Origin of the sequence: uncultured Draconibacterium sp., assembly GCF_913063105.1 — a bacterium.
Classification (GTDB): domain Bacteria; phylum Bacteroidota; class Bacteroidia; order Bacteroidales; family Prolixibacteraceae; genus Draconibacterium.
In genome coordinates this window covers 113,158-131,072 of the sequence record NZ_CAJXYQ010000009.1, presented here as the reverse complement: position 1 = coordinate 131,072, position 17,915 = coordinate 113,158, and the positions used below count along the sequence as shown (strand labels likewise).

At 40.1% G+C, this 17,915-nt stretch carries 11 protein-coding genes; 9 read left to right on the top strand and 2 right to left on the bottom strand.

Annotated elements, in window-relative coordinates:
* Positions 1 to 4: 4 nt before the first annotated feature.
* The 9 genes from QZ574_RS11010 to QZ574_RS10970 all read left to right on the top strand — a co-directional run bounded on the left by QZ574_RS11010 (position 5) and on the right by QZ574_RS10970 (position 14,108).
* Complete coding sequence (locus QZ574_RS11010) at positions 5 to 517, top strand: TlpA disulfide reductase family protein (protein WP_297089536.1); 513 nt, start codon at positions 5 to 7, stop codon at positions 515 to 517.
* Between the two features lie 168 nt (positions 518 to 685).
* On the top strand, positions 686 to 1,276 hold the full coding sequence (locus QZ574_RS11005; protein WP_297089535.1) for a nucleotide exchange factor GrpE: 591 nt from the start codon (positions 686 to 688) through the stop codon (positions 1,274 to 1,276).
* Positions 1,277 to 1,294: 18 nt separating this feature from the next.
* Complete coding sequence (dnaJ, locus tag QZ574_RS11000; protein WP_297089534.1) at positions 1,295 to 2,458, top strand: molecular chaperone DnaJ; 1,164 nt, start codon at positions 1,295 to 1,297, stop codon at positions 2,456 to 2,458.
* A 247-nt stretch (positions 2,459 to 2,705) separates the two neighbouring features.
* Positions 2,706 to 3,335: a Crp/Fnr family transcriptional regulator gene (locus tag QZ574_RS10995; RefSeq protein ID WP_297089533.1), complete on the top strand. Its 630-nt coding sequence runs from the start codon at positions 2,706 to 2,708 to the stop codon at positions 3,333 to 3,335.
* 320 nt (positions 3,336 to 3,655) lie between these two features.
* Positions 3,656 to 4,828, top strand: coding sequence for a phosphoglycerate dehydrogenase (locus QZ574_RS10990; RefSeq protein ID WP_297089532.1), 1,173 nt, complete (start codon positions 3,656 to 3,658; stop codon positions 4,826 to 4,828).
* Positions 4,829 to 5,033: 205 nt separating this feature from the next.
* A complete protein-coding gene (locus QZ574_RS10985) occupies positions 5,034 to 7,049 on the top strand; it encodes a transketolase (RefSeq protein WP_297089531.1) in 2,016 nt (671 codons plus the stop codon).
* 188 nt (positions 7,050 to 7,237) lie between these two features.
* Positions 7,238 to 10,381, top strand: coding sequence for a PAS domain S-box protein (locus tag QZ574_RS10980; RefSeq protein WP_297089565.1), 3,144 nt, complete (start codon positions 7,238 to 7,240; stop codon positions 10,379 to 10,381).
* Between the two features lie 127 nt (positions 10,382 to 10,508).
* Positions 10,509 to 10,919 (top strand): STAS/SEC14 domain-containing protein, encoded by a 411-nt coding sequence (locus tag QZ574_RS10975; RefSeq protein WP_297089530.1) that lies wholly within the window; start codon positions 10,509 to 10,511, stop codon positions 10,917 to 10,919.
* Between the two features lie 123 nt (positions 10,920 to 11,042).
* On the top strand, positions 11,043 to 14,108 hold the full coding sequence (locus QZ574_RS10970; RefSeq protein ID WP_297089529.1) for a PAS domain S-box protein: 3,066 nt from the start codon (positions 11,043 to 11,045) through the stop codon (positions 14,106 to 14,108).
* A gap of 82 nt (positions 14,109 to 14,190) precedes the next feature.
* On the opposite strand, the gene QZ574_RS10965 is transcribed toward QZ574_RS10970, so the two are convergent.
* Both QZ574_RS10965 and pta read right to left on the bottom strand, forming a co-directional pair.
* On the bottom strand, positions 14,191 to 15,387 hold the full coding sequence (locus QZ574_RS10965) for an acetate kinase (protein WP_297089528.1): 1,197 nt from the start codon (positions 15,385 to 15,387) through the stop codon (positions 14,191 to 14,193).
* Positions 15,388 to 15,483: 96 nt separating this feature from the next.
* A complete protein-coding gene (gene pta, locus QZ574_RS10960; RefSeq protein WP_297089527.1) occupies positions 15,484 to 17,577 on the bottom strand; it encodes a phosphate acetyltransferase in 2,094 nt (697 codons plus the stop codon).
* Positions 17,578 to 17,915: the final 338 nt, after the last annotated feature.

Below are 17,915 nucleotides of genomic sequence, written 5' to 3'. Positions count from 1 at the left end.
AAATATGAAGAAAGTTATTTTACTGGCAGCAATCATTTTTATGGGCACCACGTTTATAAATGCCCAGCAACTTGGTTTAAATATTGGCAACAAAGCACCCGAGCTAATCGGAACGGGGCCAAACGGCGAAACCATTAAACTATCTGATTTGCAAGGCAAAGTTGTATTAATCGACTTTTGGGCCAGCTGGTGTGGTCCTTGCCGAAGAGAAAACCCAACAGTTGTGGCCAACTACAATAAATACAAAGACGCCAAATTTACCAACGGCAAAGGTTTTACCGTATTTGGCGTATCGCTCGACAGCTCGGCCGATAGCTGGAAAGCAGCCATAGAAAAAGATAAACTGGACTGGCCTTCGCACATTTGCGATTTCAAAAAATGGAACTCGAAATACCGCATGGTTTACCAGGTACGAGGTATCCCCGACAACTATTTAATTGACGAAAACGGGGTTATCATCGCAAAAAAATTGCGCGGCCCGGCACTTGAAGCGGCACTAAAAAAATACCTGAAGTAGATTAGGGTAAACCCTAGTTTAAAAATTATATAAATCGTTCAAATTGGCACTCGATATCTGATTCGGGTGCCAATTTGTCGTTTATATTTGCATGGCAAAATTTTTGCTATGTCAGCGTAGCATAAAAAATGCTTACAGTTAATTATTTATACTGAAAAATAAAGTAAGATGGCAGAGGAAAAAATAAATCAGGAAACTGAGGAAGTTACAGATAACGCTTCAGCACCAGAAGATACTGCAACAGTGCAGGATGAAAATGCAGAAGACAAAAAGGGGAAGAAGAAAAAATCTAAAAAAGATAAAAAAGAAGAACAACTGGAAGAGCTGGGTCAAAAGCTTCAGGAAATACAAGACAAACACCTTCGTTTGCAAGCCGAGTTTGATAATTTCAGAAGAAGAACCCTAAAAGAAAAAGCCGACCTGATTAAATCGGGCGGAGAAACGGTACTAGTGAATATTCTTCCGGTTGTTGATGACTTCGAACGTGCACTCGACTCGATGAAAGAACTGGCGGAAGACGATGCCGGCAAACAGGGTACAATTCTAATCTACAACAAGTTCCAGGAATTCCTGAAACAAAACAATGTAAAAGAAATAGAAGCCCAAAACGAAGATTTTGACGTAGACTTACACGAAGCCATTACAAAAATTCCTGCACCAAACGAGGAATTAAAAGGGAAAGTGGTTGATGTTATTCAGAAAGGTTATTGCTTAAATGAAAAGGTTATCCGATTTGCCAAAGTCGTAATCGGAGAATAATCTATAGAGAGGAAAAAAATGGCGAAAAGAGACTATTACGAAGTATTGGAAGTAGGCAAAGATGCTTCAGCCGATCAGATAAAAAAGGCTTACCGCAAAAAAGCTATCCAATACCACCCCGATAAAAATCCGGGAAACCAGGAAGCAGAAGAGAAATTTAAGGAAGCTGCTGAAGCCTACGAAGTGCTTAGTAATCCCGAGAAAAAACAGCGCTACGACCAATTTGGCCATGCCGGAATGAGTGGTGCTGCAGGCGGAGGATTTAGTGGTGGTGGATTTTCGGATATTGAAGATATTTTCTCGGCATTTGGCGACATATTTGGCGGCCATTTTGGCGGATTTGGCGGATTTGGTGGCGGCGGCAGCCGTGGCCGTGGCGGACGAAGAGTAAGCCGGGGGTCGGATTTACGCGTGAAAGTAAAGCTCAACCTGCAAGAAATTGTTAACGGCGTTGAGAAAAAAATAAAAGTAAAAAAATATGTGGCCTGTCAACATTGTAACGGAACAGGCGCAAAAAATGGCTCATCGTACTCAACCTGTGGCACTTGTGGTGGCGCAGGTCAGGTAACACGTGTACAAAATACCCTGCTTGGGCAAATGCAAACCACCTCGGCTTGCCCCACATGCCAGGGCGAAGGTAAAATGATTACCGACAAATGTAACCACTGTGCAGGCGAGGGCGTAATTCGTGAAGAGGAAGTTATAAATATTAAAATACCGGCAGGTGTTGGCGAAGGAATGCAGTTAAATGTTTCGGGAAAAGGAAATACCGGACGACGTGGCGGCATTAACGGCGACTTGCTGGTAGTTATTACCGAGGACGACAACAACGAGCTGGTACGCGACGGTAACAACTTAATTTACAACCTATTCCTTTCGTTCCCTGAAATTACACTGGGAACCACGGCCGAAATACCAACAGTTGACGGCAAGGTGAAAGTGAAAATTGAAGCCGGAACACAACCTGAAAAGATTTTGAGATTGCGCGGAAAAGGAATTCCCGATGTTAACGGCTACGGACGTGGCGATTTGTTGGTTCGTGTACATGTTTGGATACCCAAAAAACTGAGTAACGAAGAAAAACGAGCCCTGGAAAAACTACAGGATTCTCCAGGTTTCCAGGGAGGACCATCTGCTCAGGAAAAGTCCTTTTTCGAGAAAATGCGCGACATGTTTGAATAGAAAAATACACAAGATAGCTCTGAAAGAAAAAGATTCCATATCGCAAAATGGAATCTTTTTTTTTGATAAAAATTGGCAAAAGAAGTATAATTCCCAACAAAAAATCAGCGACACCTGGATAAGCAAACCAACAATGAGCTTATGGTCAGTATTTTTTTGAAAAAAGTTAGGCAAGCGTGGGATTTAATCATTTTTTTTTGGAATAATGAGCCACTACACTAAATTTGTTGAAAGTTGTACTATTAACATGGAAGATTTTTACGCACAATACAATTTTCTTGAACCGGAATTATTAGAAGAAATTATACAAATTGCTGTTCGGAAGAAGTTTAACCAACACGAGACCTTAATTCGTGAAGGACAGTTTATTTCCAGTTTCCCACTGGTTCTCAAAGGCCTTATCCGGGTATCGCGAACCAGCGAAGCAGGAAACGAACTGCTGTTGTATTATTTGCAGGCACACGAAGTGTGCGCCATGTCGTTAACCTGCTGTATGGCTCGCCAAACCAGCGAAGTAAACGCAGTTGCCGAAGAAGAAACCGAGGTACTCCTTATTCCGGTAAAAATGCTTGATGCCTGGACCACCAAATATCCCTTGTGGAAACAATATGTGATGCAGACCTTTCAGAATCGTTTTCGCGAATTAATTAACACGCTGGATGCGGTAGCATTTTTAAAACTCGACGAACGTTTGGTTAAATATTTCGTCGACAGGCATAACAAATCAGGAGAACACACCTTTTCCGGCACTCATCAGGATCTGGCTCTTCAACTCAATTCATCACGAGAAGTAATTTCTCGCCTCTTGAAAAAGCTGGAAAATGAAGGTAAAGTTTCACTTTCAAGAAATTTTATTGATTTTTCGGGTCTTTTGTGACAAAAATTACAGACCGGTAGGTAGATTAATCGTTTTTTTGTAAGCATAAATCTAATGAAATAGTTCATAACTATTGTTTCATAATTTTTTGGGTTATAAAATCGGTTAGTAGTTGAAGGTTGATGAGCCAGGCTGGAGAGTCTGGCTTTTTTTTGTTCATTTCATTAATGTTAATTTCATATTGAAAACTAATCGCGCCAACAGCTTATAATTTATAGATATAATGCTGATATTTGTCACTAAAACAAATGATATCCAAATCCATAGTCGAAAGGATATTATTTTCAGCTACAGAGAATATCAATTAAAAAGAAAGCTTCATGTTTAAAATTCAAACTCTGAATAAGATTGACCCTGATGGTCTTAAACTTTTTCCGCTCGACAATTATGAAATAGCAAGCGAACTTCCTAATCCGGATGCCATCGTACTGCGCAGTTTTAAAATGCACGATATGGAATTACCATCATCGTTAAAAGCAGTTGCCAGAGCCGGAGCAGGCGTAAACAATATCCCCATTGACAAGTGTACCGATAAAGGAATTGTGGTGTTTAATACACCCGGGGCTAATGCCAACGGCGTAAAAGAAGCTGTTATTGCCGGAATGCTAATGGCTTCGCGCGATTATATTGGAGCCACCAACTGGGCAAAAACGTTAATCGGGAAAGGCGATGAAGTTCCTGCGCTTGTTGAGCAGGGCAAGAAAAACTTTGCAGGAGAAGAAATAAAAGGAAAAACACTGGCGGTAATTGGTTTGGGAGCCATTGGCGTACTTGCAGCCAACGCAGCATCGGCCTTGCGCATGAATGTTATTGGTTACGATCCATACATGTCGGTTAAGCATGCGTTAAAATTAAGTCGCGAAGTGAAAGTGGTTGAAGGCATTCAGGTACTGCTGCAACAAGCCGATTTTATCACCATAAACATCCCCTTGCTTCCCGACACAAAAGGCTACATCAATAAAGACAAGTTTGCCATGATGAAAGATGGCGTAAAAATACTGAACTTTGCCCGCGGAGGATTGGTAAATCATACCGACCTGAAAGAAGCAATTGCATCGGGAAAAGTAGCAAAATACATTACCGATTTCCCTGATGAAGATTGCCTTAAAATGGACAATGTGATTTCAATTCCTCACTTAGGAGCCTCAACTAAAGAATCGGAAACCAACTGCGCAATTATGGCCGTAGAGCAAATGCGCGACTACCTTGAGAACGGGAACATTAAGAATTCGGTTAACTTCCCTGCTGCCGAGTTGGAGCGTAACGGAGGAAGCCGTATTTTGATTGGAAATAAAAATGTACCTAATATGGTTAGTCAAATCTCAAGCGTTTTAGCTGCTGAAGGACTAAACATCGACAATATGCTCAACAAAAAACGCGACGACATCGCTTACAACATTATTGATGTTGATAGTAAGCAAGTTGAGGAAAGCGTAAAAGAAAAGCTTTTGGCTATCGATGGTATTTTTATGGTTCGCATCATAAATGCCTAAACCGGCCAATACTTAGCAAAATAAAACAACCACAAAGGAGAATAGGATGAAAAATCTTATTCTCCTTTTTTTGTTTTAATAATTGAAGCAGCCACTTATTGCTAAATTAACATTAATAAGCGTTTAGCCTTCATTCTAAGTCTTTCTTTTTTACTATTTTTGGCACTCCTGTCCTGCCTAAGTAAATTGAATTAAAATTACAAAAATGAGCAAAAGTATTGAAGTAAGAGCAGCTGATAATGTTCGAATATTAGCTGCAGCAATGGTTGAAAAAGCCAAATCGGGCCACCCCGGAGGAGCAATGGGTGGAGCAGATTTTGTCAACATTCTTTATTCCGAATTCTTGAATTACGACCCATCAGACATGACATGGAGTAACCGTGATCGTTTTTTCCTTGATCCGGGACACATGTCTCCAATGCTTTACGGCATTTTATCACTGGCAGGTTTTTATAGTATGGAAGATGTTGCCAATTTCCGTCAGTGGGGAAGTGTAACACCCGGCCACCCCGAAGTTGATGTTGAACGCGGGGTTGAAAACACATCAGGTCCGCTCGGACAAGGACACGTTATGGCGGTTGGTGCTGCCATTGCCGAACGCTTTTTGGTAGCCCGCTTTGGCGAGTGGATGGCACACAAAACATATGCATTTATTTCTGACGGTGGTATTCAGGAAGAAATTTCGCAGGGTGCAGGGCGAATTGCCGGTCACCTGGGATTAAGCAACCTGATTATGTTCTACGATTCAAACGACATTCAGCTGTCGACAGAAACCGAAGAAGTTACTACTGAAGATACCGCAAAAAAATACGAAGCCTGGGGCTGGAAAGTTGTTACCATCGCCGGTAACGATGCCGATGCCATTCGCACAGCATTAAAAGAAGCACAAACCGAAACAGAAAAGCCAACCCTTATTATTGGTAAAACAATTATGGGTAAAGGTGCAGTAACCGAAGAAGGTGCAAGTTTCGAAAGTCAATGCTCTACACACGGCCAGCCTTTAAGTGGCGCGGGAGCATCGTTCGCTAAAACCATCGAAAATCTGGGTGGCAATCCGGAAAACCCATTTGTAATTTTTGATGATGTTAAAGAACTTTACGAGAAACGTAAAGCAGAATTAATTGCAGCGGCAGCGGCAAAAAAAGAAGAGCAATCAAAATGGGCTGCTGCCAATCCTGAATTAGCAGCAAAACTTACAGCTTTCTTTGCCAACGAAATTCCTGAAATTGATTACAGCAAAATAGAACAAAAAGCAGGTGTTGCTACACGTGGTGCCTCAGCAGCTGTACTTTCGGTATTTGCCAACGAAGTTGAAAACATGGTGGTTTCATCAGCCGACCTTTCGAACTCTGATAAAACCGACGGTTTCTTAAAAAATACTACAGCCTTTAAAAAAGGTGATTTTAGCGGACAATTTTTACAAGCTGGCGTTTGCGAGCTAACCATGGCTTCTATAATGAATGGTATGGCACTGCACGGAGGTATAATTCCGGCATGTGGAACTTTCTTTGTATTCAGCGATTATATGAAGCCGGCAGCTCGTATTGCAGCCTTGCAAGAACTTCCGGTTAAATTTATTTGGACACACGATGCATTCCGTGTTGGTGAAGACGGACCAACCCACCAGCCGGTTGAGCAGGAAGCTCAAATACGTTTGATGGAGAAATTACAAAACCACAGCCACAAAAACTCGATGTTGGTGCTTCGCCCTGCCGATGGTAACGAAACAACTGTGGCCTGGGCTATGGCTATGGAAAACACCGATACACCAACGGCGCTTATCCTGTCGCGACAAGGCATAAAAGACGTAACAACTTACGAGACAGCCCAGGGAGCCAAAAAAGGAGCGTATATCCTTCAGGATTGTGAAGGTACACCCGATGTAATTCTTCTGGCAAGTGGTTCAGAAGTGAGCACCCTGGTTGCCGGAGCCGAATTACTGGCAAAAGATGGCGTAAAAAGCCGCATTGTATCAGTTCCTTCAGAAGGTTTGTTCCGCACACAAAGTGCAGCATACCAGGCAGAAGTTTTACCTGCCGGTGTTACAAAATTTGGACTTACTGCCGGATTACCTGTAACCCTGGAAGGACTTGTAGGACCTGATGGAAAAGTTTTCGGTCTTGAGTCATTCGGATTCTCTGCTCCGGCTGGAGTTTTGGATAACAAACTTGGTTACACCGGAGAAAATGTGTACAACCAGGTAAAAGAACTATTAGCATAATTTGCAAAAACATAAAAATGTAAAAGGCGCCGCTTTATTGAGGCGCCTTTTTTTTGGTTTTTATAATCCCGTATTTTGCTTTCAATTACGAATTTACTCCACCTATTTATGCGCCAATTTTACTATATTGTGCCCTCTTCAGAGAACGGGAAGAAGTACTCAATTCTTAAAAAAAAGGTGAAAACGTGATGATAAACCAGGCTGACCAAAAGATTATCCACCTCCATAAAATTATTGACACAACGCGTGAAATAGACCGTTTGGTATTTTCTGAAAAAAAGCCCGAACCTATTATAACTAACACGTGCAGTATTTTGGTTAATACACGGGGTTATCACTTAGCATGGATAGCATTATTCGACGATGACAAAGTGTTAACATCATTTGCCGGTGCCGGAGAAAACAATCAGATAAACAAAATCCAGCGCCTGGTAAATAAGAGTCAACTTTTCGAAAAACTTGTAGCCGGTGTTACTCAACTAAATCAAACAGTTACAACAAATATTCCGGCAGAATTTACTGCTGATATTGATACAAATGTATGGACTTCTTTTCTGGCACCAATTGCCGATGATAAAAAGGTACATGGATTATTATGCGCTGCCATACCTGCCAAAGAAGCTGAACATCCAAAAGAGGAACTTACCTTTACCGATATTTGTAACAACCTTGGTATGGCATTGGGCAGAATATACAAGGATGATGAACTTAAAACCAGTGAAATACGCTACCGCAACCTGATTAACTCGCTAAACGATGCATTATTTATTTTACAGGATGGTGAGATAAAATTTGTTAACCAATCGCTCTGCATTTTATCAGGCTATTCAAAAGAAGAGCTTCTGGGACAAGATTTTACTAAATTTGTTGCCCCCGAAGAAAGAGCAAAAGTTAAAGAAATTCACGCCAAAAGACTACATGGCGATGAAAAACAATTGAACTACGAATCGGTGGCCCTAACAAAACCCGGGCATTTGGTGCCTGTTGATGTTACCGTAGTTAGCACCAGTTTCGATGACAGTCCTGCACTGCAGGTAATGCTTCATGACAACTCGGAATTAAAAAAAACGCTCGAAAAGCTAAAGGAAAGAGAAGCCCACTTCAGGTTTCTGTCTGAAGCCTCATTTGAAGGTATTATTATACACGATAATGGAAAAATTCTTGAAATAAACGAAACCTTACTGCGTATTACAGGCTATTCACGCGAAGAGCTTATTGGCAAAAATCTTTTATCAGATTTTATTCTCGAAAAAGATTGGCCTAAGGCATTAGAGAGTTTGCAAAAAGACATTCCCAAACCATTTGTGGTTTCAGCGCGAAAAAAAGACAGAACCATTGGATACGCTGAGATAGAAGCACGCAGCATTCCTTTTAAAGGGAAAAATGTTAGAATTGCTGCAGTTCGCGACATATCAGAACGCTATTTTCTTCAGGAAGCTGTAAAAGAAAGCAGGGAACAATTGAACCGCCTGCTCGATAATCTGCCCGGGGTGGCATACAATTGCAAAAACGACGAAAGCTGGAGCATGAATTTTATGAGCGAAGGATGCTTTAGCCTGTTTGGATATCATCCGAAAGAATTAACAAATGGCACAGTAAGATATGATGACCTTATTCACCCGGATGATAAAAAATATGTTTGGAATACGATTCAAGATTCAATTGCTGAAAAAAAGTCTTATGAGCTTGAGTACCGCATAAAAACTAAAAACGATACCGAGAAATGGGTTTGGGAAAGGGGCAAAGCAATATACAACGATAAGGAAATTTTGCTCGAAGGATTTATTAGCGATATTACCAGAAGAAAAACGCTTGAACGTGCCAACGAAATGTTATCGAAGGCAATAGAATCGAGCCCCGCCAGCATTGTTATTACCGATGCCGATGGTAACATCGAGTATGTAAACCCATTTTTTGAAGAAAAATCGGGTTACCATAAAGCTGAGGTACTTGGTCAAAACCCAAGAATTTTAAAATCAGGCGAGCAAGACAAGGCATTTTATAAAGAGATGTGGCAAACCATAAAAGCAGGAAACATTTGGTTTGGTGAGTTTTTAAACAAGAAAAAAAACGGAGAACGCTACTGGGAGCAAGCCAACATATCGCCAATTTTCGACCAGCAAAAACGGATTACACAATTTATTGCCGTTAAAGAAGACATAACCGAAAAAAAACAAACCTTAAAAGAGCTTCGGGAAGCCAAAGAAAAAGCGGAGCAAAGCGATAAGTTAAAATCTTCGTTTTTAGCCAACATGAGCCACGAGATACGCACCCCAATGAATGGCATTCTTGGCTTTACCGAACTGTTGAAAGAGCCTGACCTGACTACAGAGCAGCAACATGAATTTATTAATGTAATTCAAACCAGTGGCGACCGTATGCTTAGCACAATTAACGATATTATTGACATATCGAAAATTGAATCAGGCATGGTTAACCTGAATATGCAAGACATAAACCTCTCGGCATTAATCAACGAGCTTTATGTGTTTTTTCAACCATCAATGCACAAAAAAGGGATTGATTTTAAGGTAAATGAAAACAATGGAGTACCGGTTAGTCTTTTACATACCGACCCAGACAAGCTCAACTCTATTTTAACCAACCTCATTAAAAATGCCTATAAATTTACCGCCTCCGGAACTATAGAGTTTGGCTATACATTAAGTAATAAATCCATTCATTTTTACGTACACGATACAGGAGTGGGGATACCACAAAACCGTCAGCAAGCCATATTCGACCGATTTGTACAGGCAGATGTAGCCGATTCTAGAGTTTTTGAGGGTTCAGGATTAGGACTTTCAATTACAAAATCGTACACCGAAATGTTAAACGGTAGTATAAATTTAAAGTCGAATGTTGGAGAAGGCACTACCTTTAATGTTTCGTTGCCCATTGTACTCACAACCAACGAAACAAAAATTTCGGAGAACGACTTCCGGCAAAATTTCAGCACCTTAATTAATAAAAAACTAAAGATTCTGATAGCAGAAGACGACCCTATATCAATTGAATTATTAAAACTTCTGGTTAATGAAATTGCATCAGAAATAATAATTGCAAACAACGGGCAAGAGGCTGTTCAACTCGTTCAGGAAAATGCGGATATTGACCTGTTACTAATGGACATAAAAATGCCAATACTTGATGGTTTCAATGCTACCGAAAAAATCAGGGCCTTTAACAATAACGTAAAAATTATTGCCCAATCGGCATTTGCCCAGCCCGAAGATATTCGAAAAGCACAAAAATCGGGTTGCAACGATTTTGTTTCGAAACCAATTCATAAACACCGCCTTTTTGAATCCATTCAAAGATTATTCAATTAACGACTGGCTTACAAACGGCATTTTCGCAAGCATTATAAATACAGATATAAATAGCTGCGCTATTTTCGGTTAATTTTATTAGCTTTAATCTACGCTTTTTTAACTGCAGATTATAATTTATTGGTGCATGAAGAACCTGGAAATAAAATACAATCCCGATGACCGTATTATTTACATAACCAAAGAAGGCAAAATTACTCACTCCGAAACCAAAGTGGTATTGCACAAGCTATTAAATGAATTTGGAAAATTTGATACGGTTTACATCCTGGAAGATTCGCGCAACTCGCAGCTGGAAATTTCATTAGGTGAAATGCGGGAATTCTTTTTAGAAATAAAAAAACTGACCAGAAACCGACGAGAAGTTCGGCATGCCGATCTGGTAGATACTCCTTTTGAAACAGCAATGGGCGTAATTTTTCAGCAAATGGTGGCACCGCTTAAAAGCTATAAATACCGCTGTTTTTCCACTGACAAAGCGGCTTTAGAGTGGTTAAAAAAAGGAAAATTTTACTCGCCTGGAGATGAAGAAAAATAGCAATCAAATAATGAGTTCTATTTCCGTGCAATCATTAAAATAGCTAACTTCATAAACTAATTCTAATTCACTGAAAAACATTGTAAAAGAATTGGCACCTGTGTTATATCTAAAACCTAAATTATGGCAAAAAAGGATCCCATTAAAGTACCTTCCGATTACCTGTTAAACTCCATAAATCAGCCAATTATTGCAACCTGTTTGCAAGGAAAGATTACCACATGTAATTCCAGCGCGGAGCTACTCTTTCAATGCCCGGCAGAACAGGTTTTAGGTAAAAATATTTTTGATTTACTGTCTCTTGATGTTCAGCAAGATTGGCTAAAACACATGATTAAGAAATTAAGTTCTGGCGAAACTGTGGAACAAGAGGTTGAAGCCAGGCTCGAAAACAACAATATAAATCATTTCCGGATCACTTTTTATCCCTTATACGATACCAACCAGAATTTATCAGGTATTATGGGCATTGGACGCGATGTAACACATAAAAAGCCACTTTTTGAAGATTCATGGGAGAACCAGGAAAAATTTCGCTTTCTATTCGAAAATATGAGTGAAGGTTGTGCCATACATAAACTAATTGAAGACAAAGATGGGCACCCAAACGACTACCTAATACTTGAGGTAAATAAAGCTTACGAAAAAATATTGGGCATCAAACAGGAAGAGGCAGCAGGCCAACTGGCCAGTAAACTCTACAAGTATAATCCGGCCCCTCATCTCAAAGAATACGCAAATGTGGCCAAAACAGGCAAACCAATCGATTTTGAAGCCTCTTTTGAACCAATGGGTAAGCATTTTCACATCTCTGCTACCAGAATAAAACCAGGGTACTTTGCCACATTGTTTCACGACATTACAGAAAAAACCGAAGAAAAGGAGCTTTTAAAGAAAAGGGAAGAAAAGTTCAGAAATTTATACCAGCATGCTCCACTCCCTTATCAAAGTTTAGACGATAAAGGAAATTTCTACGATGTAAATCCGGCCTGGCTTTCAACACTGGGCTATCAACGTAACGAAGTAATTGGTAAAAACTATCGCGATTTTCTGCACCCTGACTGGAAAGCCCATTACGACCTGAATTTTCCGATGTTTTTAAAACGCGGATATGTGAACAACATACCATTTAAACTCCGACATAAAAAAGGGCATTACATCAACATCTCATTAGATGGCACCATTGGCTATAAACCCGACGGAAGTTTCAAACAAACCTACTGTGTTTTTCATGATATAACCTCAAGAACACAAGCTGAGAATGAGCTAAAAGCAAGCGAGCAAAAATTTAAAATACTGGCCGATAATACCAAAGACTGGGAATATTGGTTAGATGCCGATAACCATTTTCAATTTATTTCAAATGGCTGCGAGCAAATTACCGGATACCCTCCCAGTGCATTTTACGATAATCCCGACTTAATAAACCAAATAGTTCATCCTGATGATAGTGAAATAATACAGGAGCACCATGAAGAAATTCTTCATTCGCGAGAGCCAATACACACCAGTGATTTTAAGATTATTCACAAAGATGGTCATCCTGTTTGGATTGAACATTTTTGTATTCCGGTGTACGATGAAGAAGGGAAATACCTGGGCAGACGGGGGAACAACCGGGATATATCAAAACGTGTGCATTACGAAAAAGAACTAATAAAAGCCAAAAAAGAGGCCGAAGAGAATGAAGCTCGTTTTAAACTGTTGCATGATGCATCGTTTGGAGGAATTGCCATTCACAAAAAAGGTATTATTCTCGACTGTAACGATGGCTTGTCACGAATTTCGGGTTACAGCTACGAGCAACTTGTTGGTGCCAATGGCATTGAGCTTCTTGTTGCTGAAGAATCGCGCGAAATAGTAATGAACAATATTCTGAGTGAATATGAAAAACCCTATCAGGTAACAGGTTTAAAGAAGAACGGCGAAAGATACCCGGCCCGGTTGGAAGCCCGTATGATACCTTACCATGGAGAACAGGTACGGGTTGTTGAATTTCGCGACATGACTGATATCAAAAAAACAGAAAAAGCCCTGCAACAAGCTAAAGAAAAAGCGGAAGAATCTGATCGCTTAAAATCGGCTTTTCTGGCTAATATGAGCCACGAAATCAGAACACCGATGAATGGAATTATTGGCTTCATCGAGTTATTGCAATCACCTGACCTAAGCGACCAACAACGAGAGGATTACTCGCTTACTGTGCAAAAAAGTGGCAATCGTTTACTTTCAACAATTAACGATATTATCGAGTTTTCAAAAATTGAAGCAGGCGATACCCCTACTCATTTTCAATGGCTCGATTTTCGCGAAATACTTAGCGATTTAATTCATTTCTTTAAACCAGAAGCAGATAAAAAAGGCCTCGATTTAAATTATGAAACGTGCATAAGCGACAAAACCCACATTTATACCGATAAAAACAAACTGGAATCTATTTTATCGAACCTGATTAAAAATGCAATAAAGTTTACACATACCGGAAAAATTGAGGCTGGTTGTGAACCCCTTAACGACACAATAAAATTTTGGGTAAAAGATACAGGCGAAGGTATTGAGAAAAACAAACTGAATGCCATTTTTAATCGATTTACCCAGGGGCATATTGAAATTACCCGTGGTTACGAGGGATCGGGGCTCGGACTTGCTATTTGCAAAGCCTACACCGAAATTCTGGGTGGTAGCATTTGGGTTGAATCGGAATACGGCAAAGGCAGCACCTTTTATTTCACGGTTAATAACCAGCACACAGAAAAACCGGCAGAAAGAGTAACTGAAACAAAAAAAGAAATGGCTAAATCTTCAGAAGAAAAGAACCTCATTCAAACAACAAATAATACCATTTTAATTGCCGAAGACGACCTGACAAGTTTTCATTTCTTAAAACTAATTTTAGAAAAAAACGGTTACAAGGTAATTAACGCGGCAAATGGCTTAGATGCTGTTTCGATATTTAAAAGCACGCCAGGAATTGCCTTGGTTTTAATGGATATAAAAATGCCCGTATTAGATGGTTTTGAAGCAACAAAACAAATTAAAGCAATTAACCCAAAAATCCCGGTTATTGCTCAAACTGCATTTGCCCTTGCCGGCGATGCCGAAAAGGCTATACAAATTGGTTGTGATGACTACATAACCAAACCGATTAATAAAGACGATTTATTAGAAATAATAAAAAAACTGGTGTAAGCTTATCAACTTGCTCACGCTAAAAAAAAGGAAGGCGTGCTTAGTAAACACGCCTTCCTTTCTGTTTTTTTTGATGAGCCGGTTATTTTACAAGCTCCAACGATTGTTTGGCAATTTCCAACTCCTCGTTGGTTGGAATAATTAACACCTTTGTTTTAGCACCTGCAGTGTTAATCTCGTGTAGGCTGTCTGTACGGTTTTTATCTTTCTCTTCATCCCAGGTTATTCCCAGGTAATCCATATCTTCGCACACCATTCGTCTGATAGAAGTATCGTTTTCCCCAATTCCGGCGGTAAAAACAATAGCATCAACACCGTTCATTGCTGCGGCATAACTTCCTACAAAATGTTTTACGCGATAGGCATACATCTCCAAGGCAAGAACAGCATCAGGTGCCCCTTCACGCTGGCGTTTTTCCACATCGCGCATATCGGTTAAACCGGTGAGGCCTTTCATGCCACTTTCCTTATTTAACAAATCAGAAATTTCCTCAACAGAATACCCTTTTTGCTGTGCCAGGTAAAAAATAATTGCCGGATCAATATCTCCCGATCGGGTTCCCATTATTAATCCACTCAGAGGTCCCATTCCCATGGTTGTATCAACACAAACGCCGCCTTTTACTGCTGCCATTGATGCACCATTGCCTAAGTGGATAGTAATGATTTTTGCATCAGGATTTCCGAGGTATTCAATTGCTTTTTCGGAAATAAACTTGTGTGATGTTCCATGAAAGCCGTATTTACGAATGCGCAATTCGCTGTAAAATTTTTCGGGCAAGGCATAACGAAAAGCTTTCTCAGGTATTGATTGATGAAAAGCAGTATCAAAAACACCAACCTGCGTGGCGTTAGGAAATACTTTCTCTGCTACCTCAACGCCAATAAGGTTTGCCGGGTTATGCAGAGGCGCCAACGGAAACAATTCTTTAACTTTAGCTTTTACCTCGTCGGTAATTACAACGGTTTGGGTAAAAGTTTCGCCACCATGTACAAGGCGGTGTCCAACAGCTTTAATTTCTGAAGGGTCACTAATTACGCCTTTGTCGGCATCCATAAGTAACTCCGAAACACGTTTCAAACCAACACCATGATCCGGAATCGGAAATTCTTCAATTGTTTTTTCTTCTGCACCACTGGTAAAGGTTTTGTGTTTAATAACCCCCATTTCAAGACCAATGCGTTCAACAATTCCACTCGATAATGGCAGCTCAGTATTCATATCAATAAGCTGATATTTAATTGACGAACTACCTGCATTAATTACTAAAATATTCATTTTAAAATATATCGTTAAAAGTTTGGTAATGAACAAGCAGTTGAACCGTTCTGCCAACACCTTGCCCACTATCGTAAATCAGTTGATTTTACGCTTTTAAAACCCTTCCTGCGCCTGAATGGCAGTAATTACAACTGTATTAAAAATATCATCAACAGTGCAACCACGGCTTAAATCGTTAACCGGTTTATTTAAGCCTTGTAACATTGGGCCAATGGCTAACGCTCCGGTTTCGCGCTGAATAGCTTTGTAAGTATTATTTCCGGTATTCAAATCGGGGAAAATCAAAACATTGGCCTGCCCGGCAACCTGCGAATCGGGCAATTTGCTTTTACCAACACTCGGGTCAACGGCAGCATCATACTGTATTGGTCCTTCTATTTTTAGTTCCGGGCGCATGCTGATCGCTTTTTCGGTAGCAGCACGTACTTTATCTACTTCTGCTCCCGAACCGGATGTACCTGAAGAGTACGATAACATGGCAACTTTTGGGTCGATGCCAAATGCTTTTGCCGAATCGGCTGACGAAACAGCAATTTCTGCCAGTTGCTCGGCATTCGGGCTCACATTAACTGCACAATCGCCCATTACCGAAACATGGTCGTCTAAACACATAAAAAACACCGACGACACGGTTTTAACTCCCGGTTTTGTTTTTACAAATTGTAAGGCAGGAATAATTGTATGCGCTGTGGTATGGGCTGCACCCGATACCATTCCGTCGGCATGGCCTTTATAAACCATCATGGTTCCGAAGTAAGAAACATCTGCCAGCGCATCCTGTGCCATATCTTCGGGTATGTTCTTGTGCTTTCTCAGCTCGTGATAGGTTCTCCAGTAATCTTCGTAATGTTCTGATTTTGCAGGGTCTACAATTTTAATGTTTCCATTAATCTTCACACCAATTTCGGCAGCTTTAGCTATTATCTCTTCTCTGTTTCCGAGTAGGGTAACTTCAACAACATTCTGGTCTACCAAACGGGTTGCGGCCAGTAAAATACGTGGGTCGGTTCCTTCGGGTAAAACAATGTGTTGTTTTTTCGATTTTGCCTTGGCCACCAGGTTGTACTGAAACATATGCGGGGTAACCACATCTGTTTTAAAACTTCTGAATTTATCAATCAGGAATTCAGTGTCAATATACTTTTCAAAAGTAGAAATACTCAGGTCGAGCTTTCGTGTTATACCGGGTGTAATTTTTGGTTTCACATTGGCTATTTTATTGGCAGCAACGAAAGTTACATCATCCACCAAAATAATAGGAACAATAGTTGGCAAACCTTCAATAAGTTTAAGTATCTGAGGCTCGGGGGCAATACCTCCGGTAACCACAATACCTGCTATGTTTGGGTAATTTGATGAGGCATTGGCCTGTAAAGCTCCCAAAATAATATCAGAACGGTCGCCAGGTGTAATTATCAGGCTGTTTTCTTCCACCCGATCAAGGTAATTTCGCAACTGCATAGCTCCTACGTCGTAGCGGTCGGCTTGTTTACACAACAGGTTTTCGCCCAATAAAATTGTACCACCAATGGCTTCGTATATTTCTCGGATGGTTGGACTTCCCAATTTTTTTATTTCCGGAATAATTTCAATTGACGTACCTTCTGGAATTACTTTCGTTAGTTCGGCTTTCATCTGTTCGCAATCTCCGGCTTTCACCCGGTTCATAACAACCGATTGCACAACCACATCTTTTTCAGCAAATGATTTTACAGCCAAATCAAGATTTGAGATGGCCTCATCCATCTGCTTATCTTTTGCCGAACTTACCAAAATGGTAGGAACTGAAAGGTTTTTGGCAAATTCAACATTCAAATCAAATTCAAAAGAAATACCTTTGTTTTCGAAATCAGAGCCTTCAACCACCACCACGTCATACTGCTCTTCCAGCTTTTTATAACGGTCAATCATTTGGTCAATCAAACGTGCCTCCTGCCCCATGTTTTTATACTTAACCACTTGCGACATGGTAAAGCCATAGGCATCTTTGTATTCCATATCGAGGTTGAAATACGTTAACATGGTTTCGATATGATTATCGTGAACTCCTTTTGGATAATCGTTAATAATTGGTCGGAAGTAGCCAACCTTACTTACTTTTGAAAGCAAAACTTTTAAAACACCAAGCGTTACAAGCGATCTTCCTGTTTGGCTTTCGGTATTTGTGATATAAATTCCAGTTTTCATTTAAAAAAATTAAAAGACTCCGTACTTTTTTTATTATTTGTGTAAAACGAACACCACATGGATTACCAGCTGAATCGTTTAGGCCCTGTTGAATTGGGGTCAAAAATATAAAAGAATTACTGTTGTTTTGCTGTAATTGTGTGAATTCAGTCTTTAAAACTTAAAATTTCACATTCTCATGAGGTTTACAGTTTTACTTGTTGGAATGAGTTTTTAATCGTAAACGTAGATAACTGTTTCATTATAGTTTTTTATTGACCTTTAGTTTATAATAATGCCCTCTTAAGGCCTACTTGCTTCTGCATAGCGCTATCCAATATCTTCCTTCGTACATAATA